General features: G+C 68.0%; 22 protein-coding genes. 7 read left to right on the forward strand and 15 right to left on the reverse strand.

From position 1 onward, the window contains the following. Positions 1-176: 176 nt before the first annotated feature. Positions 177-1,580: a dipeptidase gene (locus tag ACTHL9_RS07155; protein ID WP_440518159.1), complete on the reverse strand. Its 1,404-nt coding sequence runs from the start codon at positions 1,578-1,580 to the stop codon at positions 177-179. Between the two features lie 95 nt (positions 1,581-1,675). Here ACTHL9_RS07155 and ACTHL9_RS07160 point away from each other — a divergent pair, with 95 nt between their 5' ends. Beyond that, positions 1,676-2,263, forward strand: coding sequence for a DUF3043 domain-containing protein (locus ACTHL9_RS07160; RefSeq protein ID WP_440518179.1), 588 nt, complete (start codon positions 1,676-1,678; stop codon positions 2,261-2,263). Here the strand turns inward: ACTHL9_RS07160 and ACTHL9_RS07165 are convergent. Next, positions 2,238-3,329 carry a quinone-dependent dihydroorotate dehydrogenase gene (locus tag ACTHL9_RS07165; protein WP_440518160.1) on the reverse strand — a complete coding sequence of 364 codons (1,092 nt, stop codon included), beginning with the start codon at positions 3,327-3,329 and terminating at the stop codon, positions 2,238-2,240. The two genes, ACTHL9_RS07160 and ACTHL9_RS07165, sit on opposite strands and share 26 nt — an antisense overlap. A gap of 56 nt (positions 3,330-3,385) precedes the next feature. Between ACTHL9_RS07165 and ACTHL9_RS07170 the strand changes: the two genes are divergently transcribed. Beyond that, positions 3,386-4,351, forward strand: a complete 966-nt coding sequence (locus ACTHL9_RS07170) for an alpha/beta hydrolase (RefSeq protein WP_440518161.1) — start codon at positions 3,386-3,388, stop codon at positions 4,349-4,351. Here ACTHL9_RS07170 and ACTHL9_RS07175 read toward each other — a convergent pair. From ACTHL9_RS07175 to leuA, 3 genes are all read right to left on the reverse strand, one after another. Beyond that, positions 4,276-5,091, reverse strand: coding sequence for an isoprenyl transferase (locus tag ACTHL9_RS07175; RefSeq protein WP_440518162.1), 816 nt, complete (start codon positions 5,089-5,091; stop codon positions 4,276-4,278). The genes ACTHL9_RS07170 and ACTHL9_RS07175 overlap by 76 nt on opposite strands. Then, on the reverse strand, positions 5,088-5,897 hold the full coding sequence (gene recO / locus ACTHL9_RS07180; protein WP_440518163.1) for a DNA repair protein RecO: 810 nt from the start codon (positions 5,895-5,897) through the stop codon (positions 5,088-5,090). The genes ACTHL9_RS07175 and recO overlap by 4 nt, the downstream gene beginning before the upstream one ends. Before the next feature lie 82 nt (positions 5,898-5,979). Next, positions 5,980-7,734 (reverse strand): 2-isopropylmalate synthase, encoded by a 1,755-nt coding sequence (gene leuA, locus ACTHL9_RS07185; protein WP_440518164.1) that lies wholly within the window; start codon positions 7,732-7,734, stop codon positions 5,980-5,982. Between the two features lie 264 nt (positions 7,735-7,998). Between leuA and ACTHL9_RS07190 the strand changes: the two genes are divergently transcribed. Continuing rightward, positions 7,999-9,966, forward strand: coding sequence for a M13 family metallopeptidase (locus ACTHL9_RS07190; RefSeq protein ID WP_440518165.1), 1,968 nt, complete (start codon positions 7,999-8,001; stop codon positions 9,964-9,966). 106 nt (positions 9,967-10,072) lie between these two features. On the opposite strand, the gene ACTHL9_RS07195 is transcribed toward ACTHL9_RS07190, so the two are convergent. From ACTHL9_RS07195 to ACTHL9_RS07215, 5 genes are all read right to left on the reverse strand, one after another. After that, a complete protein-coding gene (locus tag ACTHL9_RS07195) occupies positions 10,073-11,548 on the reverse strand; it encodes an LCP family protein (protein ID WP_440518166.1) in 1,476 nt (491 codons plus the stop codon). A gap of 67 nt (positions 11,549-11,615) precedes the next feature. Continuing rightward, positions 11,616-12,593, reverse strand: coding sequence for a GTPase Era (gene era / locus ACTHL9_RS07200; RefSeq protein ID WP_440518167.1), 978 nt, complete (start codon positions 12,591-12,593; stop codon positions 11,616-11,618). Beyond that, positions 12,586-13,914 carry a hemolysin family protein gene (locus tag ACTHL9_RS07205; RefSeq protein WP_440518168.1) on the reverse strand — a complete coding sequence of 443 codons (1,329 nt, stop codon included), beginning with the start codon at positions 13,912-13,914 and terminating at the stop codon, positions 12,586-12,588. Before ACTHL9_RS07205 ends, era begins: the two co-directional genes overlap by 8 nt. After that, positions 13,911-14,384, reverse strand: coding sequence for an rRNA maturation RNase YbeY (ybeY, locus tag ACTHL9_RS07210; protein ID WP_440518169.1), 474 nt, complete (start codon positions 14,382-14,384; stop codon positions 13,911-13,913). Before ybeY ends, ACTHL9_RS07205 begins: the two co-directional genes overlap by 4 nt. Further along, a complete protein-coding gene (locus ACTHL9_RS07215) occupies positions 14,381-15,460 on the reverse strand; it encodes a PhoH family protein (RefSeq protein WP_440518170.1) in 1,080 nt (359 codons plus the stop codon). Before ACTHL9_RS07215 ends, ybeY begins: the two co-directional genes overlap by 4 nt. Positions 15,461-15,675: 215 nt before the next feature. Between ACTHL9_RS07215 and ACTHL9_RS07220 the strand changes: the two genes are divergently transcribed. Beyond that, a complete protein-coding gene (locus ACTHL9_RS07220; protein WP_440518171.1) occupies positions 15,676-16,620 on the forward strand; it encodes a GerMN domain-containing protein in 945 nt (314 codons plus the stop codon). Between the two features lie 36 nt (positions 16,621-16,656). Here the strand turns inward: ACTHL9_RS07220 and ACTHL9_RS07225 are convergent, their stop codons facing one another. The 3 genes from ACTHL9_RS07225 to hrcA are packed head-to-tail and all read right to left on the reverse strand — an operon-like array spanning position 16,657 to position 19,591. Beyond that, complete coding sequence (locus tag ACTHL9_RS07225) at positions 16,657-17,430, reverse strand: 16S rRNA (uracil(1498)-N(3))-methyltransferase (protein WP_440518172.1); 774 nt, start codon at positions 17,428-17,430, stop codon at positions 16,657-16,659. Next, complete coding sequence (gene dnaJ, locus ACTHL9_RS07230) at positions 17,431-18,564, reverse strand: molecular chaperone DnaJ (protein WP_440518173.1); 1,134 nt, start codon at positions 18,562-18,564, stop codon at positions 17,431-17,433. It lies immediately after the preceding gene. Between the two features lie 13 nt (positions 18,565-18,577). After that, entirely contained in the window at positions 18,578-19,591 is a 1,014-nt protein-coding gene (gene hrcA / locus ACTHL9_RS07235) for a heat-inducible transcriptional repressor HrcA (protein WP_440518174.1), read from the reverse strand. A 235-nt stretch (positions 19,592-19,826) separates the two neighbouring features. Here hrcA and ACTHL9_RS07240 point away from each other — a divergent pair, with 235 nt between their 5' ends. Beyond that, positions 19,827-20,669: a DUF3097 domain-containing protein gene (locus tag ACTHL9_RS07240; protein WP_440518175.1), complete on the forward strand. Its 843-nt coding sequence runs from the start codon at positions 19,827-19,829 to the stop codon at positions 20,667-20,669. A gap of 51 nt (positions 20,670-20,720) precedes the next feature. Next, the gene (locus ACTHL9_RS07245) at positions 20,721-21,125 is read left to right on the forward strand and encodes a DUF4870 domain-containing protein (RefSeq protein ID WP_440518176.1); all 405 of its coding nucleotides are present in this window, start codon (positions 20,721-20,723) and stop codon (positions 21,123-21,125) included. 18 nt (positions 21,126-21,143) lie between these two features. Here the strand turns inward: ACTHL9_RS07245 and hemW are convergent, their stop codons facing one another. After that, complete coding sequence (hemW, locus tag ACTHL9_RS07250) at positions 21,144-22,382, reverse strand: radical SAM family heme chaperone HemW (RefSeq protein ID WP_440518177.1); 1,239 nt, start codon at positions 22,380-22,382, stop codon at positions 21,144-21,146. A 1-nt stretch (position 22,383) separates the two neighbouring features. After that, complete coding sequence (lepA, locus tag ACTHL9_RS07255) at positions 22,384-24,237, reverse strand: translation elongation factor 4 (RefSeq protein WP_440518178.1); 1,854 nt, start codon at positions 24,235-24,237, stop codon at positions 22,384-22,386. Positions 24,238-24,523: 286 nt separating this feature from the next. Between lepA and rpsT the strand changes: the two genes are divergently transcribed. Then, positions 24,524-24,641, forward strand: a 118-nt coding sequence (rpsT, locus tag ACTHL9_RS07260) for a 30S ribosomal protein S20 (protein ID WP_440518180.1), incomplete at its 3' end; no start/stop codon positions are given.

The raw sequence follows: 24,641 nt of genomic DNA on the forward strand, positions 1-24,641 counted from the left end.
GCGGGCGGCGCGGTGGGTGTTGTTCTCCGGGTGGGGGCGGTGGGCCTGGGTGCATTGTTTGGTTGGTGTGATCTTTCCATACCCTCCCCGCCCCGGCCGGCGCGGCTTTTTTGTGTGGGGGGGCCCCCCCGGCGCCCACCGCTCATTCCATGCTAAGGCGACCCCCGTCGTGGACGCTAACGTTCCGTCATCGACAGCCCGGCGAGCATGAGGGCCTCCGCGACGATGGCCCGTCTGAACTCGTCGACGTGTACCGATTCGTTGGAGCTGTGCGCCCGCGTGTCCGGATCCTCGACGCCGGTGATCAGGACCTCCGCCTCGGGGAATACCGCCTTCAAATGTGCAACAAACGGAATGGAGCCTCCCATTCCCATCTTCACGGGTTCGGTCTGCCACGCGGCGCGCAGGGCATCGAGGGCGAGCTGGGCAGCGGGGCTGGAGGTGTCCGCGAGATACGGGTTACCGCTCTCCCCCGGCGCGAAGTCAACGCGGGCGCCAAACGGGGTGTGGGACTCAACGTGGCGCCGGACGGCTTCCATGGCGGCTTCGGGATTCTGCCCCGGCGCGATGCGCAGGCTGAACTTTGCCCTTGCCACGGGGTGGATCGTGTTGGACGAGACGGCAATCGTGGGCACATCCATACCGATGATGGAGAGGGCCGGACGGGACCACAGGCGCGCGGCGATGCTGCCGCTCCCCGCGAGCTGGACGCCGTCGAGCAGGCCCGCGTCGACGCGGAACTGCTGCTCGGGATAGTCCACGTCGGGGTCGTCCCCCACCACCAGTCCCTGCACGGCCACGTTGCCCTCGTCGTCGTGGAAGGTCGAAATGAGGCGTGCGAGGAGCGTGGGCGCATCCAGGATCGGTCCTCCGTACACCCCCGAATGCAGCGCGTGGTCGAGGATCGTGAGGGTGATCGTGCCGTCAACGAGCCCGCGGAGGCTGGTGGTGAGAGCTGGGACGCCGATTGCCCAGTTCCCGGAGTCGGCCACCACGATCACGTCAGCGGCAAGCTGCTCCCGATAGGTCTCCAAGAACGTCCGGAAGCTCGGCGAGCCGGCTTCCTCCTCGCCCTCGATGAAGAGCGTGACGCCGACCCCGCCCTCCTCGCCGAGGATCTCGCGCAACGCCCGCCACGCGGCGAAGTGGACCACCAGGCCGGCCTTGTCGTCGGCCGCTCCCCTGCCATAGAGCCGTCCGTCCCGGACGACCGGTTCGAACGGGGCCGATTCCCAGAGCGTGGCGTCGCCCGGGGGCTGGACGTCGTGATGGGCGTAGAGCAGGACCGTGGGCTTGCCCGGCGCTGCGGCATGGCGGGCGACGACGGCGGGTCCCCCGGGTGCGCCGTCCGGCCTTGGGGCCCTCAGGATCTGGACGTCCTCGAAGCCGGACGCCTGCGCGAGCGCGGAGACGGCCCGTGCGCTTCGCTCGAGCTCCTCTGGAGGGAAGGCCTCCCACGCGATTCCCGGGATCGCGACCAGGTTCGACAGCTCCTCCAGCGTGTCTGGGAAGCGGCGGGCCACCGCGGACTGAAGGCGCTCGGCGAGATCGGACTCGACGGGTGGGAGTTCTGAAATCATGGCTTCACAGTACAAGCCGGCGCGGAGGGCGACAATGGCGCAGCGAGGCGATCCATTCGGGGCCGAGCCGCAGGCCGGTTGGCTATCCTTGAGTGGTGTTTGGACGAAAGAACGAGCCTGCCGCCGAGAGCGCCGGGCAGCCTGAGGAGCAGCCGACTTCCCCCCTTGTCGGCAAGGGAGCGCCGACCCCCCGGCGCAAGGACCAGGAGGCGGCCCGCCGTCGTCCTCTCGTCCCCACCGACCGCAAGGCGTCGAAGGCAGCCGAGCGGCAGGCCGCGGCGGACGAGCGGGCCCGGGTGCGGCGCGCCCTCGAGACCGGCGACGAACGCCACCTGCCCTTCAAGGACAGGGGGCCGCAGAAGCGCTTTGCACGCGACACGGTCGATGCCCGCTTCAACGTCGGCGAGTACCTCATGTTCGCTGCGCTCGTGTTCGTGGTGATCTCGTTCGTCGTCCCGCAGGCCAGCGATGCGCAGGTCTACATCCTCGCGGCGTTCTGGATCGTCTTCATCCTCGTCATCCTCGACACGTTCTGGCTGTCCAGGCAGCTCAAGAAGCGCCTGACGACGAAGTTCGGCGAGGTGGAGCGCGGCACCGTGTGGTACGGCTCGATGCGCGCGCTCCAGTTCCGGCCGCTCCGGCTGCCGAAGCCGCAGGTCAGCCGCGGGCAGTACCCGTCGTGACGAACCCGGCCGCGGCAAGCCCACGATTGACCGCGGCCGCCCAGAACGGCCCCTCGTAGAGGAACGCCGTATACCCCTGGACAAGGCTCGCCCCAGCGGCGAGCCTTTCCTGTACGTCCGCCGCGGTCTCGACACCGCCGACTGAGACGAGGACGAGCCGATTCCCGGCGATCTCGGCGAGCCGACGCAGTACCTCCAGCGATCGGGCCTTGAGGGGGGCTCCAGAAAGCCCGCCTGCGCCGCAGGCTTCGACGGCCTCCGGATCGCTGGTGAGCCCCTCTCGACTGATGGTCGTGTTGGTCGCGATGATGCCTTCGAGCCCCAGATCGAGGGCAAGGCGCGCAACGCCATCGAGATCCGCGTCCGCGAGATCAGGGGCAATCTTGACGAGAAGCGGAACCCGCCGGCCCGTGGCGGCCGTCGACTCCTCGCGCACCGCCTCGAGGAGAGGCCGGAGGGACTCCACGCTCTGGAGCAGCCGGAGGCCCGGAGTGTTCGGCGAGCTGACGTTCACCACCAGGTAGTCTGCGTAGGGGGCGAGGGTGCGGGCGCTGATCCGGTAGTCCTCCACCGCTTCCTCGAGCGGAACCACCTTGGTCTTCCCGATATTGACGCCGATGACGGGGCGATGCACGCCATATTTTCGCTCCAGCGAGGACCGAGCGGCGGCGAGCCGCGGCGCAACGGCGGCAGCGCCGTCGTTGTTGAATCCCATGCGGTTCAGCACCGCGCGGTCCTTGATGAGCCGGAACAGGCGGGGCTTGGGGTTGCCGGGCTGCGCCTGTCCCGTGATGGTGCCCACCTCGACATGCCCGAAACCCAGCTCGGCAAGGGCCTCGATGCCCTTGCCCTCTTTGTCGAAGCCGGCGGCAAGGCCGAAGGGCGACGGAAACTCGACGCCGAACGCGGTGGTGCGCAACTGCGGAGCCGGGGCGGTCGCGCGCTCCAAGACCTTGCCCAACCCCGCCGCGTGCACAGCGCGGATGGCGACGAAGCCGATCCGATGCGCACGCTCGGCGTCCATCCATGAGAAGGCGGCGCGGAAGAAGAGAGGGTAGAAGCGCATGGATCAAGTGTCGCCTAGGCTCGCAGGAGTCGACAAAACCGCTGAGAGGAAGGCCCATGGACGAGTGGATTCCCGACTTCCTGGGACCCGGCTTCGAGCAGCGCGCTACGACCGGCGATCCGGGCGGGACGCTCGTGCGCTTCCTTCCCAAGACGACGGCGGACGCGGCACCGGCGCTCGTCTACGTCCACGGCTGGAGCGACTATTACTTCAACGGGGAACTCGCGCGGTTCACGGTTCGGCGCGGGTGGCGGTTCTACGCGCTCGACCTCCCCGAACACGGCAGGAGCATCAAACCCGGTGGCCTGCCGGGGTATCTTCCGTCGATCGAGAACTACCTCGCGAGCATCGATGCCGCCCTCACCGTGGTGCGCGAGGAAGGTGCAGGACCCGTGGTGCTCATGGGGCATTCGACGGGAGGACTCGCGGTTGCCCTGGAGGCCCAGCAGCGCCCCGAACGCCTGAGCGCTGTTGTCCTCAGCAGCCCATGGCTCGCGCCCCACGGCGGGCGGACGGCCGGGCGTGCCCTCGAACGCATGCTCGACGTGGCGGCGCGGCGCCGTCCCGAGCGGATCCTTCCGCTTCCCGCGCGCGGATACTTCTGGCGTGCCATTGCGCGAGAGGCCGGCGGCGAATGGGATCTGCGGGCCGACTATCGGCCTCGCACCGCGTTTCCGATTCGGGCAGGGTGGCTGAGGTCGATCCTGGCTGCGCAGCGGCAGCTGGCCAGCGGACCCCGCATCGCGGTACCTGCCCTGCTGCTCGCCGCGGCTAAGAGCGACACGGGCCTCGTATGGCGTGAGCACATGCGCAGCCGCGACGCCGTGCTCTCAATCCGGCCGATGCGGCGCGCCGCGGCCGCTGCCTGCTCCTCGCTCGACGAGGTGCTCGTGCCGGGCGGACTGCACGACGTCCTGCTCTCGGCCCCGGCCGTGCGCCATGAAGCCTATGAGCGGCTCGGGGCGTGGCTCGACGCCGCCTTGTCGATCGCTCCCCCATACCGGCGGTCGCGGCGCGCGTAGATTTCGACGGCCTCCCAGAGGGTCCGGCGATCTACGTCCGGCCAGAGGGTGTCCATGAAGACCATCTCCGCGTAGGCGGCCTGCCACAGCATGAAATTGCTCAGCCGCTGCTCGCCCGAACTGCGGAGGAACAGATCGACGTCGGGAAGGTCGGGTTCGTCGAGATAGCGCTGCACCGTCTTCTCCGACACGGCGCGCGGGCTCAGCCGCCCCTCGGCGACCTCCCGCGCTATGGCGGCGGCGGCGTCGGCGATCTCCGCCCGCCCGCCGTAGTTCACGCACATGGTCAGGTGGCAGGTCCTGTTGTTCCGCGTCAGCTCCTCGGCCTCTTCGAGCTCCTTGATCACAGAACCCCAGAGCTTGGGCCGACGGCCTGCCCACCGTACGCGGACGCCCCACGAATTCATGGTGTCGCGCTGGCGGCGCAGCACGTCCCGGTTGAAGCCCATGAGGAACCGGACCTCCTCGGGCGACCGGCGCCAGTTCTCGGTGGAGAAGGCGTAGACGGACACGTACTCGATGCCGATCTCGATGGCGCCTGCCACCACATCGAGAAGCGCCGGCTCGCCGGCTTTGTGGCCCTCGATGCGCGGCAGGCCCCGTTGATTCGCCCACCGGCCGTTCCCATCCATGACGATGGCGACGTGCCGCGGCACGAACTGGGGAGGGATCGATGGAGGCTGGGCGCCGCTCGGATGCGGATAGGGGGCCACAGGCTGGATCGCGCGGCGCGGTGTCACGTGGTGCTGGTCTCCTGTCGGGGATTGCTGGTCGGACTGCTCGAGGGAACGCCCTCGTCGCGTTCCACGAGCCGGAGCGAACGGACGGATCGCTCGAGATGCCACTGGACATACGCTGCAACGAGCCCTGAAGCCTCCCGGCGGCTGGACTGGGCGGCGCCGTCTGCCACTTCCCAGTCGCCCGAGAGGAGTGCGGCGAGGAGATTGACGGTTGCGGGGGCGGGGGCGGGGGAACCCGGCGGGCGGCAATTGTGGCAGACGATGCCTCCGAGCGCAGCCGAGAATGCCGAATGCGGACCGGGTTCGCCGCATCGAGTGCAGTCGGTGAAGCTCGGCGCCCACCCCGCTGTGGAAAGTGCCCTGAGCAGGTACGAATCGAGGATGAGGTCGGGAGCGTGGGCCCCTCGGCTGAGCGCGGCGAGCCCCCCGACGAGGAGCTGGTAGTGCGGAAGCGAGGCTTCGCCGTCGTTCGCTGTGAGCCGTTCCGCGGTCTCGGCCATCGCGGCAGCGGAGGTGTAGCGCGAATAATCCGCCGCGATCTCGCTGCCGTACGTGCCGCGGGCTACCGCCTGCCCGACCACCTCGAGCGAACGGCCGCGGACAAGCTGCACGTCCGCCACCATGAACGGCTCAAGCCGGGCCCCGAAGCGGCTCCCCGTGCGCCGCACTCCCCGCGCCACGGCCCGTACCTGACCGTGATGCTTCGTGAGGAGAACGATGATGCGGTCGGCTTCCCCCAGCCGATAGGTGCGCAGCACGACGCCGTCGTCGCGGTAGCTCCGCGCAGCGAACGTCGATTCGGCCATGGGTTAGATTCTCCCACCGTGCCCTGCCCGCCGGCCGCAATGACCGGCGGGCAAGGCACGATGCCTAGAGATGGCGGCAGACTCAGGCGACCTCGAGGGCGCCGTCCCGCAGTGCGCGGTTCACTGCCGAGATGACGGCCTTGAGGGCGGCGAGGCTCGTGTTCGCGTCGATGCCGACGCCCCACAGGATCCGCTCGCCGATCCCGCACTCGACGTACGCGGCCGCCCGGGCGCTGCCGCCTTCGGAGAGGGCATGCTCGGTGTAGTCGAGGACGCGGACATCGACGCCCTCGTGCGCGAAGATGTCCAGCAGTGCAGCGATCGGGCCGTTCCCGATGCCGGTTCGGCGTACCTGGGCTCCGTCGATCCGCAGAGTGGCCTCGAGGGTCATGCTCCCGTCCTCGCCAGTCTCCGTGCTCACCGAGGAGAGCGCATAGCGGCCCCACGCCTTCCCGCCGTCGACCGATGACGCCGGCAGGTACTCGTCGCTGAAGATCTCCCAGAGCACGCTCGGGCTGACCTCGCCGCCGGAGGTATCCGTGTGCTCCTGGATGACCCGCGAGAATTCGATCTGGGCCCGACGCGGGAGGTCCAGATTGTGCTCGTTCTTCAACAGATAAGCTACGCCGCCCTTGCCGGACTGCGAGTTGACCCTGATCACAGCCTCATACGTGCGGCCGATGTCCTTCGGGTCGATCGGCAGGTACGGCACCTGCCAGGTGAAGTCCTCTACCGCGACGCCGGCCGCCGCAGCATCCCGCTCGAGAGCCTCGAAGCCCTTCTTGATCGCATCCTGATGCGAGCCGGAGAAGGCCGTGAACACGAGGTCCCCGCCGTACGGAGAGCGCTCCGCCACGGGGAGCTGGTTGCAGTACTCGACCGTGCGCCGGATCTCGTCGATGTTGGAGAAGTCGATCATCGGGTCAATGCCCTGCACGAACAGGTTCAGCCCCAACGTCACGAGGTCCACATTCCCCGTGCGCTCGCCGTTCCCGAACAGGCAGCCTTCGATGCGGTCGGCTCCTGCGAGGTAGCCGAGCTCGGCCGCCGCGACGCCCGTGCCCCGGTCGTTGTGAGGGTGCAGGCTCAGGATGATGCCCTCGCGCGGGTGCAGGTTGCGGCTCATCCATTCGATCGAGTCGGCGTAGACGTTGGGCGTGGCCATCTCGACCGTCGCCGGCAGGTTGACGATGACCTGGCTGTCCGCCGACGCCTCGAAGATCTCGGCCACCCTGTTGCAGACCCGCGCGGCGTACTCGAGCTCGGTGCCCGTGAAGGACTCGGGAGAGTACTCGTAGGTGATGTGCGTGTCCGGGATGGTCTCCTCGTACTTCTTGCACAGGAGGGCGCCTTGGACCGCGATGTCCAGGATGCCTTCCTCGTCCGAGTTGAAGACCACTCGGCGCTGCAGCACCGAGGTCGAGTTGTAGAGGTGGACGATGGCGCTCTTCGCTCCGACGAGGGACTCGTAGGTCCGCTCGATGAGATGCTCGCGCGCCTGGGTGAGGACCTGGATCGTGACATCGTCCGGGATGTGGCCGCCCTCGATCAGCTGGCGCACGAAGTCGAAGTCGGTCTGCGACGCCGAGGGGAAGCCGACCTCGATCTCCTTGTAGCCCATCTCCACGAGCAGCTTGAACATCTTCAGCTTCCGCGCGGGGCTCATGGGGTCGATCAGCGCCTGGTTCCCGTCGCGCAGGTCCACAGCGCACCAGCGGGGCGCCTTCTCGATGCGCTTGTCAGGCCACGTACGGTCCGGAAGTTCAACGGTGATCTGCTCGTGGAACGGAACGTAGCGGTGGACGGGCATGCCCGAGGGCTTCTGTGCATTGCGCATGGTTTTACTGTAGGCCTTTCTCAAAAGCTGGGATCCACTGCGGCCGGGCGTGGGAAAACTCCGCGGCGGGGATCCGGCCTAGCCGGTCCGGAATGGTCCGTCCGTCAGCTACAGGGCCCCGCCACGGCAGCTAAGAAGGAGAAGGCGCTGCGCGTGTGGCACATCGTCACCATAGCATGTGCCCCGGGACGCACGACGGCGGTACCCGCCTCGGACCCCTCGCCCGCCTAAGATGAAGCCACCCGAGCATGCCGAGGAGGCACCATGACCGAGAGCACCACTGCGCCATCCGGCGTGGACCGTGAGTACTTCGACGACAGTGTGCGCCCCCAGGACGACCTCTACAGGCACGTCAATGGCGCGTGGCTCCGTGAAACGGAGATCCCGTCCGACCGGGCACTTGTCGGGACGTTCGTGCAGCTGCGGGATCGGGCCGAGGAGGACGTGCGTGCACTCATCGGGGATCTCGCCGAGACCGAGCACCCGGCAGGTTCCGACGAGGAGAAGATCGGTGCGATGTACCGGTCGTTCATGGACGAAGAGCGGGCCGCCCAGTTGGGCGCGCAGCCCCTGCGGGCCCTGCTCGCGGAGGTCGAGGGGATCGCCGACGCCGAAGGGCTCGTGCGCACGTCAGCTCGGCTGGCTCGGGGCGGCAGCGAGGGCCTCTTCGGCTACTACGCTGCGCCCGATGCCGGGAACCCGGAGCGCGTGCTGCTGTACATCTCCCAAGGCGGACTGGGGCTGCCTGACGAGTCCTACTATCGCGAAGAGCGGTTCGCCGAGGTCCGGCAGGCCTACGCGACGTATCTGACGGACGTCTTCACGCTCGTCGGATCCGCTGACCCGGCCGAGGACGCGGCCGCCGTCGTCCGCCTTGAGACCCGGCTCGCGGGCCTTCATTGGGACCGCGTGACCCTTCGCGACCCCCAGAAGACATACAACCTGTACACCCACGAGCAGGCCGAAGCCGTGTTCCCGCATTTCGCCGCGTGGGGGGAGGAGACCGGGGTGACGGAGGCCGCGCGAGCCGAGCTCGTCGTCGGCAATCCGGATTTCCTCTCCGGCGTCGGCCCCCTCCTGGCGGAGGTGCCGCTCGAGGACTGGAAGCGCTGGCTCACCGCTCACGTGATCTCCGCGTCGGCGCCGTTCCTCTCCCCCGAGTTCGTGGACCGGCATTTCGGGTTCTACGGGACTGTGCTCAGCGGCACCCCCGAGAACAAGGAGCGCTGGAAGCGCGGCGTGGCCACCGTCGAGAATGGGCTCGGCATGGCGGTGGGGCGCCTGTACGTGGAGCGGCATTTCCCCGCCGAGCACAAGGAGTCGATGCAGGCCCTCGTGGCCGACCTCGTCGAGGCATACCGCCAGAGCATCTCGGTGCTGCCGTGGATGAGCCCGGAAACTCGAGAGCGCGCCCTCGAGAAGCTCGCCGCCTTCCGGTCCAAGATCGGCTACCCGGACGAGTGGATCGACTTCTCGGCGGTGGAGATCCGTGAGGACGACCTTCTGGGGAATGTGCGGAGGGCCCATGCGGGGGAACTTGATCGGCTCCTCGACGAGATCGGCAAACCCGTGGACCGCATCAAGTGGCTCATGACGCCGCAGACAGTGAACGCTTACTATCACCCGCTCATGAACGAGATCGTCTTCCCTGCGGCGATCCTCCAGCCGCCGTTCTACCACCCGAACGCCGACCCGGCGGTGAACTACGGCGGGATAGGCGCGGTGATCGGCCACGAGATCGGTCACGGCTTCGATGACCAAGGCTCGCAGTTCGACGGAACCGGGGCCCTGCGCAACTGGTGGACTGACGACGACCGGAAGGCCTTCGAGGCGCTGACTGCGCGCCTCGTCGAGCAGTTCGAAGTCCTCTCCCCCGCCGAGGCGCCGGGCCACACCGTGAACGGGCGGCTCACCCTCGGCGAGAACATCGGCGATCTGGGTGGGCTCGGGATTGCCTTCAAGGCGTACCGGCTCCACCTCGGCGACACCGAGGCTCCCGTGATCGACGGCCTCACGGGGGACCAGCGCTTCTTCATCTCGTGGGCCACGGTGTGGCGGCAGGTCTGCCGGTCGGAGGAAGCGATTCGACGGCTCGCGATCGACCCCCACTCCCCCAACGAATTCCGCACCAACACGATCGCCCGGAACCTGACTGCGTTCCACGAGGCGTTCGGAGTCTCCGACGGCGACGGCATGTGGCTCTCGCTCGGGGATCGCGTCGAGATCTGGTAGTCGCTTCTCTACAGAAAGGGCCCCGGTTTCCTTCGCCTTCCTGAAGGAAACCGGGGCCCTTTCGCGTACCCGTGTTGCTGATGGGGCGTGGTAGCTGTACCCGAAACTACTGGCCGAAGGCGGCCTGACAGGTGTTGTCCGCAGCGGTCTGCGCGACGACGCTGTCGGGGAGCTTCGGCGTGTAGTGGGTTCCGCTCGTGAAGTCCTGGCCAGCGTAGACCTGCACGCCGCTGATGGCCGCAGCTTGGACCTGCCCGTCGGGGATACCGAGCGAGGCGGCGACGTCCTTGGCGACGTCCTGGAAATTCGGGCCGTAGTAGACGTTCGTCGTGGCGACAGGTGCCGCCGCGAATTCAGTCGTCTTCGTGAAGCCCTGATCCTTCAGGAAGGTAGCAAGAGCCGTAGCCTGTCCCGCCACGCCCGTTCCGTTCGCCACGGCAACAGGCTGGAGGGCCTTGTTGTAGGCCGGCGGTGCGGTGGTGGGAGCCGCGGACGACGGCGTAGCCCCGCCCGTGCTCGAGGCGCTCGCCGGTGCGCTGGATGCCGGTGCGGTCAGGTCGCGATTCGCCCTGAGGGCTTCGAAGAGCGCGCCAGCGTCCGGCTGCTTGATCTGAACACGGTTGGGATCCTCCGTGTAGGGCTCCCAGGGGACAGTGACGAACGCGACCTTCGAGAGGTCCACGGAACGCAGCCGGGTGGCGATGGTGATCATGGCCTGCGGATTGGCCAAACCCGAGTCGACCGTGAGGTTCTTGGTGATGGTGTCGGCGATGCTCAACAGCTTGGGGACGTCAGTGAGCGTCCCGTCCGACTTGACCTTGCGGGCGAGCGACGCGAGGAACTCCTGCTGCGACTTGATCCTCGAAAGATCACTCCCGTCGCCCACCCCGTGGCGGCTGCGAAGGAAGGAGAGGGCCATCTCGCCCTGGATCGTGGAAGTCCCCGCGGGGAGCTTGAGGCCCGACATCGGGTCGTCAATGGGGGCCGTCACGCAGACCTGGACGCCGCCGATCGTGTTCGACAGGTCCTTGACCGCGTTGAAGTCGGCAACCATGAAGTGATCGATCTGGAGCCCCGTCAGCTTGTTCACCGTGTCCACGGTGCAGCCCGGGCCGGCCTCCATCATTGCAGAGTTGATCTGTCCTACCGCCTGGGCGGGGTAGTCCTTGCCGGTCTGGGGGTCGTGGCACGCGGGAATCGGCACCATGAGGTCCCGCGGGAAGCTGGTCATCGAGACGACCTTGTTGTCCGCGGAGATGTTCATAAGGATCATCACGTCGGAATTGCCGTAGCCCGAGCTGTCCGCCTGAGTTCCGTAGTTGGCGTCGGCACCCGCGCGCGTGTCCGTTCCGATGATGAGGATCTGCAGGGGATCGGTCGCGTCGTTGGTCGCGTCAGCCGTCGCATTGCCCGCACTGAGCGGCGCTTCGTGGATGTTGTTCTGGAGCCGCCACGTCCAGTAGCCGGCAAAGGCCACGACCCCGACGAGCCCGAGGGCGACGAGTCCGCCGAGGATCTTGACCCACAGTGGTACTTTGCGGCGCGTCCGGGCATGACGCGGGACGGGCCCTGATGTGACCAAGTGGATCCTCCGGTAGATGATGCTTCTTTCCAGTTTACAGAAGCACCTGAGCGGAGGCTGTGATGGGTCAGAAGCCCAATCGCCCGAGCTGTTTCGGATCGCGCTGCCAGTCCTTGGCCACCTTCACGTGGAGGTCCAGATAGATCCGGGTGCCGAGCAGCCCCTCGATCCCCTTCCGCGCCCGCGACCCGACGTCCCGCAGCCGCTCGCCGCCGCGGCCGATGATGATCGCCTTCTGCGACGGGCGCTCCACGAAGAGATTCACCCGTACATCGAGGAGGGGATTGTCCTCGGGACGGCCCTCCCGTGGGACGATCTCGTCCACCACCACAGCGAGCGAGTGCGGCAGCTCGTCGCGCACGCCCTCGAGGGCAGCCTCCCGCACGAGTTCGGCCACCATCACGGCCTCGGGCTCGTCCGTGAGCTCCCCGTCGGGGTAGAGGGGCGGCGAGGGCGGCATGTGCGCGATGAGGACGTCCGCCACGGTCTCGACCTGGAACCCGTCCTTCGCAGAGACGGGAACGATGTCCGCGAAACCCTCCCCGCCGAACACCTCCCGTCCGAGCTCCGTGACCGCGAGGAGCTGCTGCGCGAGCGCGCCGCGGTCCACGAGATCCGCCTTCGTGACCACGGCGACGACGGGCTTGCGGCCTACGGCTGCGAGCTGGTTCGCGATGAAGCGGTCACCGGGGCCGATGCGCTCGTTGGCGGGCAGGCAGAACCCGATCGCGTCGACTTCGGAGAGGGTCTCCGCCACGAGGTCGTTGAGGCGCTGCCCGAGGAGAGTGCGGGGCCGGTGGAGGCCCGGGGTGTCCACGAGGATGAGCTGGGCATCCGCGCGGTGCACGATGCCTCGGATGGTGTGCCGCGTGGTCTGGGGCTTCGCAGAGGTGATGGCAACCTTCTGGCCCACGAGAGCGTTCGTGAGCGTCGACTTTCCCGCATTGGGGCGGCCGACGAGCACCACAAACCCAGCCCGGAAGCCGCCGTCGTCCGCTGCCTCTGCCTGCTCCCCGCGCGCGGTGCGCCCGCTGTGCTCAGCCATGCTGCCTCCCTGTTGCTTCGCTGTCATGGCGGCCCGCCTCGCCCGCCCACTGGTTCTCTTCCGTCCCCGCCGGCACGGCACGCCGGGCGAGGAGATGGCTCACGCGCTTACGGCGGCCCTCGAGCCGCTCCGCAGTCAGCCGGATGCCGTCGACCTCGGCGGTGCTGCCCACGATCGGAACCCTTCCGATCGCCTTGGCCAGGAGCCCGCCGGCGGTATCGACCTCGTCGTCCTCGATGTCCTCGTCGAACAGTTCGCCCAGATCGTCGAGGCTCATCCGCGCTTGGATGCGATAGACGCCCGGCTCGATCTCAACCGACTCGACGTCGTCTTCGTCGTATTCGTCCGCAATCTCGCCCACGAGCTCCTCGATGAGGTCCTCGAGGGTGACGAGCCCGGCGACGCCGCCGTATTCGTCGACGACGATGGCCAAGTGCGTCGACTCCCGCTGGAGCTCCTTGAGCAGCTCGCTGACGGGCTTCGACTCCGGGACGAAGCGCGGCTCGCGGACATGCGCTTCGACGGGCTCGACGACGGCCTCGGGCGCCTCGTGGAGACGCGCGGCGACATCCTTCAGATAGAGGATGCCCCGCACGTCGTCGAGATTCTCGACGTAGACCGGAAGGCGCGAGCAGCCGGAACGAAGGAAGAGGGACATCGCCTGCCGGAGGGTCGAACCGGCCTCGATGCCGATGACGTCCGTTCGCGGCACCATGACGGCCCGCACGAGAGTCTCCCCCAATTCGAAGACGGACTGCAGGAGCTCGGCCTGCGCCTCCTCGAAGTCCTCGGAGTCACTCGCGCGCTCCACGAATTCGCGCAGCTCGTCCGTCGAGTAGATCGCGTCTTCTTCGTTGGGATCCGTTCCGGTGGCCGCCGAGCCGATCGAGACGAGCCATCCCGGGATCGGGCCGAGGATGCGGCGCAGCCAGGAGGTCAGCGGCGCTGTCCATGCCGCGACGGCGAGGGCATGGCGCCGCCCGAGCTGGCGGGGCGAGACTCCCACCAGGAGGAACCCGATGAGGGCCATGACGATCGTGGCCGCGAGCCCGGCGAGCCAGATGTTCTCGAGCCAGCTCAGCATGAGGACGGCGACCGCCACGGCCGACGCGGTCTCGAACCAGATGCGCCAGAAGCGCAGGGCCCGCACATGGGGAACCGGCGTCGCGAGCACAGTCGCGAGAGCCTTCGCGTGGCCTTCCTCAATGCGTTCCTCGGCCTCGTGGCGCGGCAGGAACGCGAGGGCAGCCTCGACCGCCGTCAGGAGTGCAGCAAGCGCCGTGAACGCCAGCGCCATGGCCAGCAGGACGGCGACGGTCACGCCATCGTCTCCTTCGGGGCAGGGCGGCCGAGGAACTCGGTGAGCAGCTCGCGCTGCAGGCCGAACATCTCCTCGCGCTCCTCGGGTTCGGAGTGGTCGAAGCCCAACAGGTGGAGGACTCCGTGGGTGGCGAGCAGGAGCATCTCGTCATCGGTCGAGTGGCCGCCGCGTGCGGCCTGCGCGGTGGCCACCTGGGGGCAGATCGCGATGTCCCCGAGCATCCCCTGAGGCGTAGGCCGGCCAGGGGTCCCCGGCGTCAGCTCGTCCATGGGAACGGAGAGCACGTCCGTTGGCCCAGGCTCGTCCATGAGCTCGAGGTGGAGTCGTTCCATCGCAGCTTCATCGACAAGGAGGATCGAGAGTTCGGTCTGCGGATGCAGCCAGAGGCGGTCGAAGATGAAGCGCCCCAGTCGGACGAGGGCCTCCTCGTCGACCGCAATGCCGGACTCGTTGTTGACTTCGATGCTCACGGCTCAAGCTTAGACGCCGGGGAACGCTCGGCACCTGCCGAGCGCCGCTGGCGATCCGAGTGCTGCCGGGCGCGTTCCGCCTTCGCTCGCTGCCGGTCGTCCCACCTCCCATACGCGTCGACGATGTCGGAGACGAGCCGATGCCGCACGACGTCCGCGGCGTCCAGAACGGAGAAGCTCACGTCCTCGATGCCGTCGAGGATCTCCTGGACGATGCGGAGCCCGGAGGATGTGCCAGACGGCAGGTCCACCTGCGTGACGTCTCCCGTGACCACCATCTTCGAGCCGAAGCCGAGACGGGTGAGGAACATCTTCATCTGCTCGGGCGTGGTGTTCTGAGCCTCGTCGAGGATGATGAACGCGTCGTTGAGCGTCCGCCCTCGCATGTAGGCCAGGGGCGCGACCTCGATCGTGCCGGCCGCCATGAGGCGCGGGATCGATTCCGGGTCGATCATGTCGTGCAGCGCGTCGTAGAGCGGGCGCAGGTAGGGATCGATCTTGTCGTTGAGCGTCCCCGGGAGGAACCCGAGCCGCTCCCCCGCCTCGACGGCCGGACGCGTCAGGATGATCCGGCTCACGTCCTTGTGCTGGAGCGCCTGGACTGCCTTGGCCATCGCCAAGTAGGTCTTGCCCGTGCCTGCTGGACCGATCCCGAAGATCACGGTGTTCGCGTCGATCGCGTCCACGTAGTTCTTCTGGTTCGCGGTCTTCGGCCTGATCGTGCGGCCGCGGCTCGTCAGGATGTTGTGGGTGAGGACGTCAGACGGGCTCGTGACCGTCTGCTCGCGCAGCATGGCCACGAGCTGCGCGAGGGACGCTGGCGTGACGGGCGTTCCGCGCTCGGCGAGGGCCGCGACCTCTTCGAAGAGGCGCTTGATGTTCGGTGCCTCGGCCGGCGGCCCGACGATCGTCAGTTCATTGCCGCGGACGTGGATCGACACCGAGGGGAACTGCTCTTCTACGTACCGGAGGGCCTCATCGCGAGGGCCGAGGATGTGGACCATGTCATCCCCAGACGCGAAGCGGATGACTTCTGTCCGGGTGGTGGGCGTCGTGTGCGGGAACTCCGCTGTCAAAGGCCTTTTCTCTCCTCGGTCGGTGCGTGTCGGTCCATGCTAACGCTAGGTATCGATCCCGCATCACTTGGGCCACGAACAGGCTCTGGCCCGCGTTGGGGCCGATCGCCTGTGTCAAGCTGGATCAGTCCGGGGAGGCGCTGGCAGGGGGGGCCATGCGCACCCCTGTCTCCCGGGCATCTGCGCGATGCCCTGCGACCAGCACGGAGGACTCCATGACCGCCAGACGACCAGGCCGGAAGCCGCTCAGGCTCCGCGCCTTCGGCGTCGTCGCCGTCGTCGGAATGCTGTTCCTCTCGGGCTGCACCGCGAGCGGGCAGCCGCAGCCCACCATCGCGGCCGGAGCCTCACCCGGGATCTCCGGGCAGGGAGCGAGCGCGAGCGTGCCCCTCGAGACCTCGCAGACCTCCACGAAGTCGCCCGTGTACTGGCTGGGCAGGGCCAGGGACGGGATCTATCTGTACCGGGAGTTCAGAGACGCGAGCGGCAACGAGAACCCCGTGGCCAAGGCCCTCCGCCTCATGATGTCGGTCAAGCCCCTCGATCAGAACCTGTTCACTCCGTGGCAGGCGCCCAAGAAGCTCGCGGCGTCGATCTCAGGGCGCAACGTCATTACCGTGGACGTCTCCTCTGACGCCTTCAACAGCAGCGTCGACGAGCAGACCGCGCAGCTCGCAGTCCAGCAGCTTGTCTACACGGCGACCGCGGCCGCAGCCAGCGCGGGCGTGATCGATACCGGGCAGCCGGTCCAAGTCATGCTCCTGGTGGATGGGCGCACCGATCAGCTGGCGTTCAACCGCGTCCAGCTCGGGCAGCTCATGCAGCGCGATCCCTCGATGGTGGCGCCCATGTGGATCATCGATCCTCAGGCCGGGGCCACCTCCGCCCACGGTCAGCTGGCCGTCTACGGGCGTACGACGACTCCCGGCCAGCAGGTGTTCTGGCAGGTTTCCCGTGCGGAGGTCAAGGGCGAGAAGGCAGTGCCGCTCGCGAGCGGTCACGTTGATGCCGCAGGGGCGGGGCCCACTCAGGGCCAGTTCCGCTTCTCCGTCAACCTCCCCGAGGGCAAGTACGTGCTGCGTATCTTCCCGAGCGATCCCGGCACGGGCGACACGTCCGCCTCGGCGTGGGACTCCAAGGACGTCACGGTCGGGCCCTGAGGCCCAGACCTTCACATCAGCGCCTGGCCTTCTCAATCAGCGCTTGGCCGGCCACCGCCCCAGACGATCGCCGGCGATGGCGAGGGCCGCGGGCCCGGCCGTCGACGACCGCAGGACATGCGGGGCAAGCAGTGCCAGACGGGCACCGGCAGCTACGAAGCGGTCCAGTTCGGCGGGCGAGATGCCACCTTCGGGCCCGACGACGAACAGCACCTCGCCCTCCCCGTCAGCCGTCTCGGAGAAGGCGTCCAGCAGAGCGCCGAGCGGTTCCTCCGCGTCCTCATGGAGAACCACGGACAGAGCCGCCCGGTTCATCCGGGCGGCGAGGGCGGCGCCGTCGTGCACGTCTTCGACGTCAGGCAGCCACGCGCGCCGGGCTTGCTTCGCGGCAGCGCCGACCACGCTGCGCCACTTGCTGAGCGATTTCGCAGCGCGGTCGCCCTTCCACCGCACGATCGATCGTTCGGCCTGCCACGGGATAATGCCGTCGACGCCGAGTTCCGTCGCGGCCTCGGCGGCCAACTCGTCACGGTCGCCCTTCGCGAGGGCTTGGACGAGGACGAGCTGGTAGGGCGGCCGAGGCTCGCGTTCGACGGAGTCGAGGACGACGGCGAGAACGTCGCCTTCCGCACGCTGGACGTGGCCGCGGCCACGGGTCCCTCGGCCGTCCACGAGATCGACGGGCTCCCCGGTCGCGAGCCTCTTGACGGTGGCGGCGTGGCGTCCCTCGGCGCCGCTCACCGTGGCGACAGAGTTGGCTCCGAGGCCGTCAAGGCTTCCGGGCGCGACGAAGAAGACCGGGTTCGACACTCAGAGGTTTCCGAACTTGTCGCGGAGCTTCGCGAACACTCCCCCACCCGTGCCGACGAGCTTTCCCTCGGCGACGTGCTCCCCGCGGAGCTTCGCGAGCTGGCGGAGCAGCTCCTCCTGCTCGGCGTCGAGCTTCGTGGGGACCTCCACGTTGATATGCACAAGCAGGTCCCCGCGGCCCGCCCCCCGCAGCCGCGCGACGCCAAGATGCGGGAGCGTGATCACGTCGCCGGACTGCGTTCCGGGCCGGAGCGTGATGGTCTGCTCGCCGTCGAACGTCTCGAACGTGAGGTCGGTGCCGAGCGCCGCTGCCGTCATGGGAACGCTCAGCGTCGCGTGCAGGTTGTCACCGTCCCGCGTGAACATGCCGTGCGAGGCGACGCGGATCTCGACGTAGAGATCACCCGTCGGACCGCCCGCCGTGCCGGCCTCGCCCTGCCCGGCGAGTTGGATCCGCGTGCCGGTCGAGACGCCAGCCGGGATCTTGACGGTCAGCGACCGCCGGCTGCGTACTCGTCCCTCCCCGCCGCATTCATTGCAGGGGCTGGGGATCTCCGTTCCGAAGCCGCCGCAGGTGGGGCACGTCGCCGTCGTCATGACCTGGCCGAGGATCGAGCGCACAGCCCGCTGCACGTGCCCGGAACCGCCGCAGACGCTGCAGCGCACGGGGTGGGTTCCGGGCTCGCAGCACGAACCCTCGCAGCGCGTGCAGAGCACGGCCGTGTCCACTTCGATCTTCTTGTTGACGCCGAAGACGGCATCCTTGAGCTCGATGCGGACCGCGATAAGGGCGTCCTGGCCCCTGCGGACCCGCGACGCGGGGCCGGCCTGGCCGCCTCCGCCGCCGCCGAAGAACGTCTCGAAGATGTCCTGGAACGCGAAGCCCGCGCCGTTGTAGGCGCCCGAGAAACCGTTATCCGTCCCGTTCTCGTTGCCCGTCATGTCGTACACCCGGCGCTTCTCCGGATCCGAGAGGACCTCGTAGGCGTGGGTGACGGCCTTGAACTGCTCGGCCGCCTCGTCACCCGGATTGACGTCCGGATGAAGCTTGCGGGCCAGCTTCCGGTAGGCCTTCTTGATCTCCTCGCCGCTCGCGTCCGGAGACACGCCGAGGGTTTCGTAATGGCTGCTCACTGTCTTCTTTCTCTTAGCTTCCGGCGAGGATCTTCGAGAGGTACCGCGCGACGGCGCGGACCGCCGCCATGCTCGCCGAGTAGTCCATGCGGGTTGGGCCCAGGATGCCGATCTTGGCGTCGTCGCGCCCGTAGCCCGTAGCGACGATCGAGGTCTCGGAAAGCGAGTCTGCCGCGGTCTCGTGGCCGATGGCCACCGCGACGCCCCGCGCGTCGGCAGCCATCTCGGACAGGAGACGCAGGAGCACGACCTGTTCCTCGAGCGCCTCGAGCACGGGTGAGATGCTCATGAGGAAGTCACTGTTGGACCGTGCCAGATACGCTGTGCCTGCCGTCACGATCCGATCCTCTCGGCTCGAGGCCGCCAGGGCAGCGAGCCCCGCGGCGAGCTCCGCCGCGACGGCCCTGTCCTCGGGCAGGAGGGAGTCCATGAGCCCGGCCAGGTTTGCCCCGAGCTGCGACACGGGCTTGCCCGACGTCGCGGCGAGGAAGCTCTGGCGCAGGAGGGAGAGCCGATCGTGGTCGAGGTCCTCACCCACCGTCACGACGCGCTGCTCGACCGTTCCGCTGTCCGCGATGAGCACCAGGAGGACCTGACGGGGCGCGAGCCCCACCGCCTCGACGTGGCGCACCCGGGCGCGCCCCAGCTGGGGATATTGGACGACGGCGACCTGATTCGTCAGGTGCGAGAGGAGGCGCACGGTGCGTTCGAGGACGTCGTCAAGGTCGTCGGCGCCGTCGAGGAGCGACTGGATCGCCTGCTTCTCGGCCGGCGACAGCGGACGGACCGCAGCCAGCTGGTCGACGAAGACGCGATAGCCCTTGTCCGTGGGCACCCGGCCCGCACTCGTATGGGGCGCCGCGATGAGCCCCTCATCCTCGAGCGCAGCCATGTCGTTCCGGATCGTCGCACTGGACACGCCCAAGCGGTGGCGCTCGACGAGGGCCTTCGAACCGACGGGCTCCCGATAGTGGACGTAGTCCTCGACGATCGCCCGCAGCACCTCGAGTTTGCGCGGCTCGTTCATTACACCTCCCCCGCAGACAGCACCGGCGCGGTGGCCCGCGCCGTAGCTTGTGCAGACTTGCTTAGCACTCTCCATCTCCAAGTGCTAGATCTATTATGCTCCCCGGTCGCCACGAGCCCGTACCGCAGACACGCCGCAGGGCCTCGTGAGGCCCTGCGGCTGCGCGGAATAGCATGGGCCGGGCCCCGCCAGAAGTGCGGGTTCCCCTTGGAGATCCCGCAGGAGGCAGGACCGAATGTCCTACGAGCAGTGGGGGCCGGCTGAGCTCGTCGCCCCGAAGAAGACCACGCCGCCGGACGTGCCGATCGAGCTGGGCATGGTCCTCGAGGACACGCAGACCGGATGGGTCGGCGCCGTCACCCGGGTCGAGAAGTCCGGCGGCATGCACGTGTTCAGCCTTGAGGACAGGCGCGGGAAATCCCGGACGTTCGAGCTCGGCCACGGTTTCCTCCTCGAAGGCCGCGCGGTGCGACTCACGCCACCGGCTCCGCGCTCTGCTCCGAGTGGCCCTCGGCGCACCGCCTCCGGGTCCGTTGCCGTGGGGGGCGCCCGCGCGCGAGTGGCCCGCGCCAGCCGGATCTGGGTCGAGGGCAAGCACGACGCAGAGCTCGTGGAGAAGGTGTGGGGCGACGACCTGCGCCTCGAAGGGATTGTGGTGGAGCCCCTCCACGGAGTGGACGATCTCGCCGCTGCCGTTGCGGAGTTCCACCCAGGCCCCCAGCGGCGTCTGGGGATCCTCGTGGACCACCTCGTAACCGGCTCGAAGGAAAGTCGCATCGCCGAGCGTGCCCTCGCCGTGGCAGGCGCTGCCGGGAATGTCCTCATCGTGGGCCACCCCTACGTAGACGTGTGGCAGGCGATCCGCCCGCAGACACTCGGAATCCCCGCCTGGCCGAGCGTCCCCAGAGGAACCGACTGGAAGACGGGCATCCTCCGCGCCTTCGGATGGCCCCACGCCACGCCCGAGGACACTGGACTCGCGTGGCAGAAGCTCCTCGGGGCGGTGCGCACCTACGCGGACCTCGAGCCTGCGCTGCTCGGCCGCGTCGAGGAAGTCATCGACTTCCTCACGGCCTGATTGGGTATTCTGAGGTCGAACCCCGGTCCTCGAGCTATGCAAGGAAGTGCTGTGTCCCAGAACTGGCAGGATCATCGCGAGCCTCGCACCGGACGGCTCGGGAACGTCGGTGGCGGCGAGCAATTCACGGCGGGCGAGGACCGTCAGTGGGCGACCCTGGCCCATTTCGGGGGGATCCTCGGATGCGTCCCCTCGCTGCTCGTGTACCTCGCCTTCAAGGACCGGGGCCCGTTCACGGCCCAGGAGTCCAAGGAAGCGCTCAACTTCACGCTTCCACCCACGCTCGCCGCTCTGCTGTTGAACCTGCTCTCGCTGATCCCGGTGGTCGGCAGCGTCTTCGCGGTCCTCGCGACCCTCGGGTGGGTGGCGCTCGCTGTGATGTCCGTCGCGGCTGGCATCGAGGTCAACCGCGGCCAGCCGTTCCGCTACCGCTACAACCTGCGCTGGATCAAGTAGCGCTACGGGTTGGGCCCGTCAGGGCATGAGCCGGCGAACCACGGCGTCTGCGAGGAGCCGCCCGGCAGGCGTGAGCACGAGTCGCCCACGGAAGGCTTGAGGGCCGTCCACGAGTCCCTCAGCAATGAGCCCCGCCACCTCCCGCCGCCCCGCAGGGTCGAGCAGCTCGACCGGAAGCCCCGAAGCTAGCCGAAGCTCGAGGATGATGCGCTCCTCGAGGCGAGTGGCGTCGTCGAGCGTCTCGCGTCCCGCCGCCGGTGAATCGCCTGCCGCAAGGCGGGCAGCGTACGCGCGCGGATGCTTCACGTTCCACCAGCGCACCCCGCCCACGTGGGAATGGGCGCCGGGCCCGATCCCCCACCAATCGCCGCCCTTCCAGTACGCGAGATTGTGCCGGCATTCGAAGCGCGGCTCATCGGCCGCGCCGCGGGCCCAGTTGCTGACTTCGTACCAGTGGAAGCCCGCGTCGGCGAGCACCGAGTCGGCCAGCTCGTATTTGGCGGCGTGATCGTCGTCGTCAACCGCTGGAACCTGGCCGCGGCGGATCTGGGCTGCGAGCTTGGTGCCCTCCTCCACGATGAGCGCGTAGGCGCTGAGGTGGTCAGGCTCGCACTCGAGTGCGGCGTCGAGCGAGGTCCGCCAGTCGTCCATGCTCTCGCGCGGCGTTCCGTAGATGAGGTCCAGACTGACGTCGAGGCCCGCGTCCCGGGCCCAGCGGACGGCTTCGGGAACGCGGCTGGGGGTGTGCGTCCTGTCGAGGACCCGCAGGACATGCGGGACCGCGGACTGCATGCCGAAGGAGACGCGGGTGAAGCCGGCAGCGCGGAGGGCGCTCAGCGACTCTGGCGTGACCGAATCGGGATTGGCTTCCGTTGTCACCTCGGCGTCCGGCTCAATGCCCCATTCGTCGATGGCGGCGCCCAGGATCGCTGCAAGGTCTTGGGACGGCAGGAGCGTGGGCGTCCCTCCGCCGAAGAAGACCGTCGAGAGACGACGGCGGGGCACGCCTGAGGAGTCCAGCGCCCGGGCGGCGAGGCGGACTTCCGCCACGGCGGTCGCCGCGTACTCCGCCTGCGAGGCACCGCCGCCGAGCTCGGACGCCGTGTAGGTGTTGAAGTCGCAGTAGCCGCAGCGCACGGAGCAGAACGGGATGTGGGCGTAGAGCGAGAAGCCGCGCGCCTCGGCGCCGATGGCCGCCTGGGGCGGCAGAACGCCATCGGCCGGTGCGGGATCTCCTAGGGGCAGAGCGCTCGGCACTTTACTTCTTGGCCTTGTCCTTCGACTCGTCGGTGGTCAGCGCCGCGATGAAGGCCTCCTGGGGCACCTCGACCCGGCCCACCATCTTCATCCGCTTCTTGCCTTCCTTCTGCTTCTCCAAGAGCTTGCGCTTGCGGGTGATATCGCCGCCATAGCACTTGGCGAGCACGTCCTTGCGGATGGCCCGGATGTTCTCGCGGGCGATGATGCGAGACCCGATGGCCGCCTGGATCGGGACCTCGAACTGCTGACGCGGAATGAGCTCGCGCAGCTTCGAGGTCATCATCACGCCGTAGGAGTAGGCCTTGTCGCGGTGCGTGATCGCGCTGAAGGCATCGACCTGCTCGCCCTGGAGCAGGATGTCGACCTTGACGAGATCCGCGGCCTGCTCCCCATCGGCCTTCCAGTCGAGCGACGCGTACCCGCGGGTCTTCGACTTGAGCTGGTCGAAGAAGTCGAACACGATCTCCGCCAACGGTATCCAGTAGCGGAGCTCGACGCGGTCCTCCGAGAGGTAGTCCATTCCCTTCATCTGCCCGCGCCGGCCCTGGCACAGCTCCATGATCGCGCCCACAAACTCGTTGGGGGCGAGGATCGTCGCCGAGACCATGGGCTCCCGCACTTCCTTGACCTTGCCGGTCGGGAATTCGCTCGGGTTCGTGACCGTGACCACCGAGCGGTCCTCCAGCGTGACCTCGTAGATCACGTTCGGGGCTGTGGAGATGAGGTCCAGATTGAATTCGCGCTCGAGCCGCTCGCGGACGATCTCAAGGTGCAGCAGGCCGAGGAAGCCGACGCGGAAGCCGAAGCCGAGGGCGGCCGACGTCTCGGGCTCGTACACGAGCGCCGCGTCGTTCAGCTTGAGCTTGTCGAGGGCGTCGCGGAGGTCAGGGTAGTCGGAACCGTCCAAGGGGTAGAGGCCGGAGAAGACCATGGGCTTGGGGTCCTCGTAGCCCCCGAGGGACTCGGCTGCCGGCCGGGACAGGTTCGTCACGGTGTCGCCGACCTTGGACTGCCGGACGTCCTTCACTCCCGTGATGAGGTAGCCGACCTCGCCGACGCCGAGCCCCTTGGTCGGGACAGGCTCAGGCGAGATGACTCCGATCTCGAGGAGCTCGTGGCTCGCCTTCGTGGACATCATCTGGATGCGCTCACGCGGTGAGAGCGCTCCGTCGACCACGCGGACGTAGGTAACGACCCCGCGATAGGTGTCGTAGACGGAGTCGAAGATCATGGCGCGCGCGGGAGCCTCCGCATTCCCCACCGGCGCCGGGATGTCCCGCACGATGCGGTCGAGCAGGCCCTCAACGCCGACGCCCGTCTTCCCGGAGACCTTGAGGACCTCGTCGGGGTCCCCGCCGATGAGGTTCGCGAGCTCTTCCGCGTACTTCTCCGGCTGGGCCGCCGGGAGGTCGATCTTGTTCAGGACGGGAATGATGTGGAGGTCGTTCTCCATGGCGAGGTAGAGGTTCGCGAGCGTCTGGGCCTCGATGCCCTGCGCGGCGTCCACGAGGAGCACGGCACCCTCGCACGCTGCCAGCGAACGGGAGACCTCGTACGTGAAGTCGACGTGGCCGGGAGTGTCGATCATGTTGAGCGCGAAGGCGGTGCCGTCGACTTCCCAGGGCATCCGGACGGCTTGGGACTTGATCGTGATGCCGCGCTCGCGCTCGATGTCCATGCGGTCGAGGTACTGGGCCTTCATGTCACGCGGCTGCACCACGCCAGTGAACTGGAGCATGCGGTCGGCCAGCGTTGACTTCCCATGATCGATGTGCGCGATGATGCAGAAGTTGCGGATGATCGATGGATCGGTCGCGGCGGGCACCGGAGCGGTGCGGGCCTGTGGAGACACCCTGTACGTCCTCTACTGCTGTGTGCGGCTATCCTGTTGCCGATTCTGACAAGTGCTGACTTCCAAGTCTCCCACGGATCCCGCTCGTGCGGAGATCCTCGGGACGCGCCGCGCCCGCCCGTGCTGAAGCCTTCGGGGCGGCCCGTTCTGGTAAGATCGAATGCTGTGTGTCCGTGCAGGTCGACGGGCACTGAAGGCCAGCTGCCATAGGCATCCCCACGCCGCTCAGTCGAGGCTGGCCTGAAAGCCCTCTAGACCCTGTCAGCGAAAACAAGAAAGTTCACACGTGGCGAACATCAAGTCCCAGAAGAAGCGGATTCTCACCAACGAGAAGGCCCGCCAGCGCAACATGGCTGTGAAGTCCGAGCTCAAGACCCTCATCCGCTCGGTCAACACCGCCATCG

Origin of the sequence: Sinomonas sp. (assembly GCF_051955515.1) — a bacterium.
GTDB lineage: Bacteria > Actinomycetota > Actinomycetes > Actinomycetales > Micrococcaceae > Sinomonas.

Bases quoted from the DNA above. Each gene is read 5' to 3' on its own strand.
- ACTHL9_RS07155 (WP_440518159.1), bottom strand. From the start codon at position 1,580: ATGATTTCAGAACTCCCACCCGTCGAGTCCGATCTCGCCGAGCGCCTT.
- ACTHL9_RS07165 (WP_440518160.1), bottom strand. From the start codon at position 3,329: ATGCGCTTCTACCCTCTCTTCTTCCGCGCCGCCTTCTCATGGATGGAC.
- ACTHL9_RS07170 (WP_440518161.1), top strand. From the start codon at position 3,386: ATGGACGAGTGGATTCCCGACTTCCTGGGACCCGGCTTCGAGCAGCGC.
- recO (WP_440518163.1), bottom strand. From the start codon at position 5,897: ATGGCCGAATCGACGTTCGCTGCGCGGAGCTACCGCGACGACGGCGTC.
- leuA (WP_440518164.1), bottom strand. From the start codon at position 7,734: ATGCGCAATGCACAGAAGCCCTCGGGCATGCCCGTCCACCGCTACGTT.
- ACTHL9_RS07190 (WP_440518165.1), top strand. From the start codon at position 7,999: ATGACCGAGAGCACCACTGCGCCATCCGGCGTGGACCGTGAGTACTTC.
- era (WP_440518167.1), bottom strand. From the start codon at position 12,593: ATGGCTGAGCACAGCGGGCGCACCGCGCGCGGGGAGCAGGCAGAGGCA.
- ACTHL9_RS07220 (WP_440518171.1), top strand. From the start codon at position 15,676: ATGACCGCCAGACGACCAGGCCGGAAGCCGCTCAGGCTCCGCGCCTTC.
- hrcA (WP_440518174.1), bottom strand. From the start codon at position 19,591: ATGAACGAGCCGCGCAAACTCGAGGTGCTGCGGGCGATCGTCGAGGAC.
- ACTHL9_RS07240 (WP_440518175.1), top strand. From the start codon at position 19,827: ATGTCCTACGAGCAGTGGGGGCCGGCTGAGCTCGTCGCCCCGAAGAAG.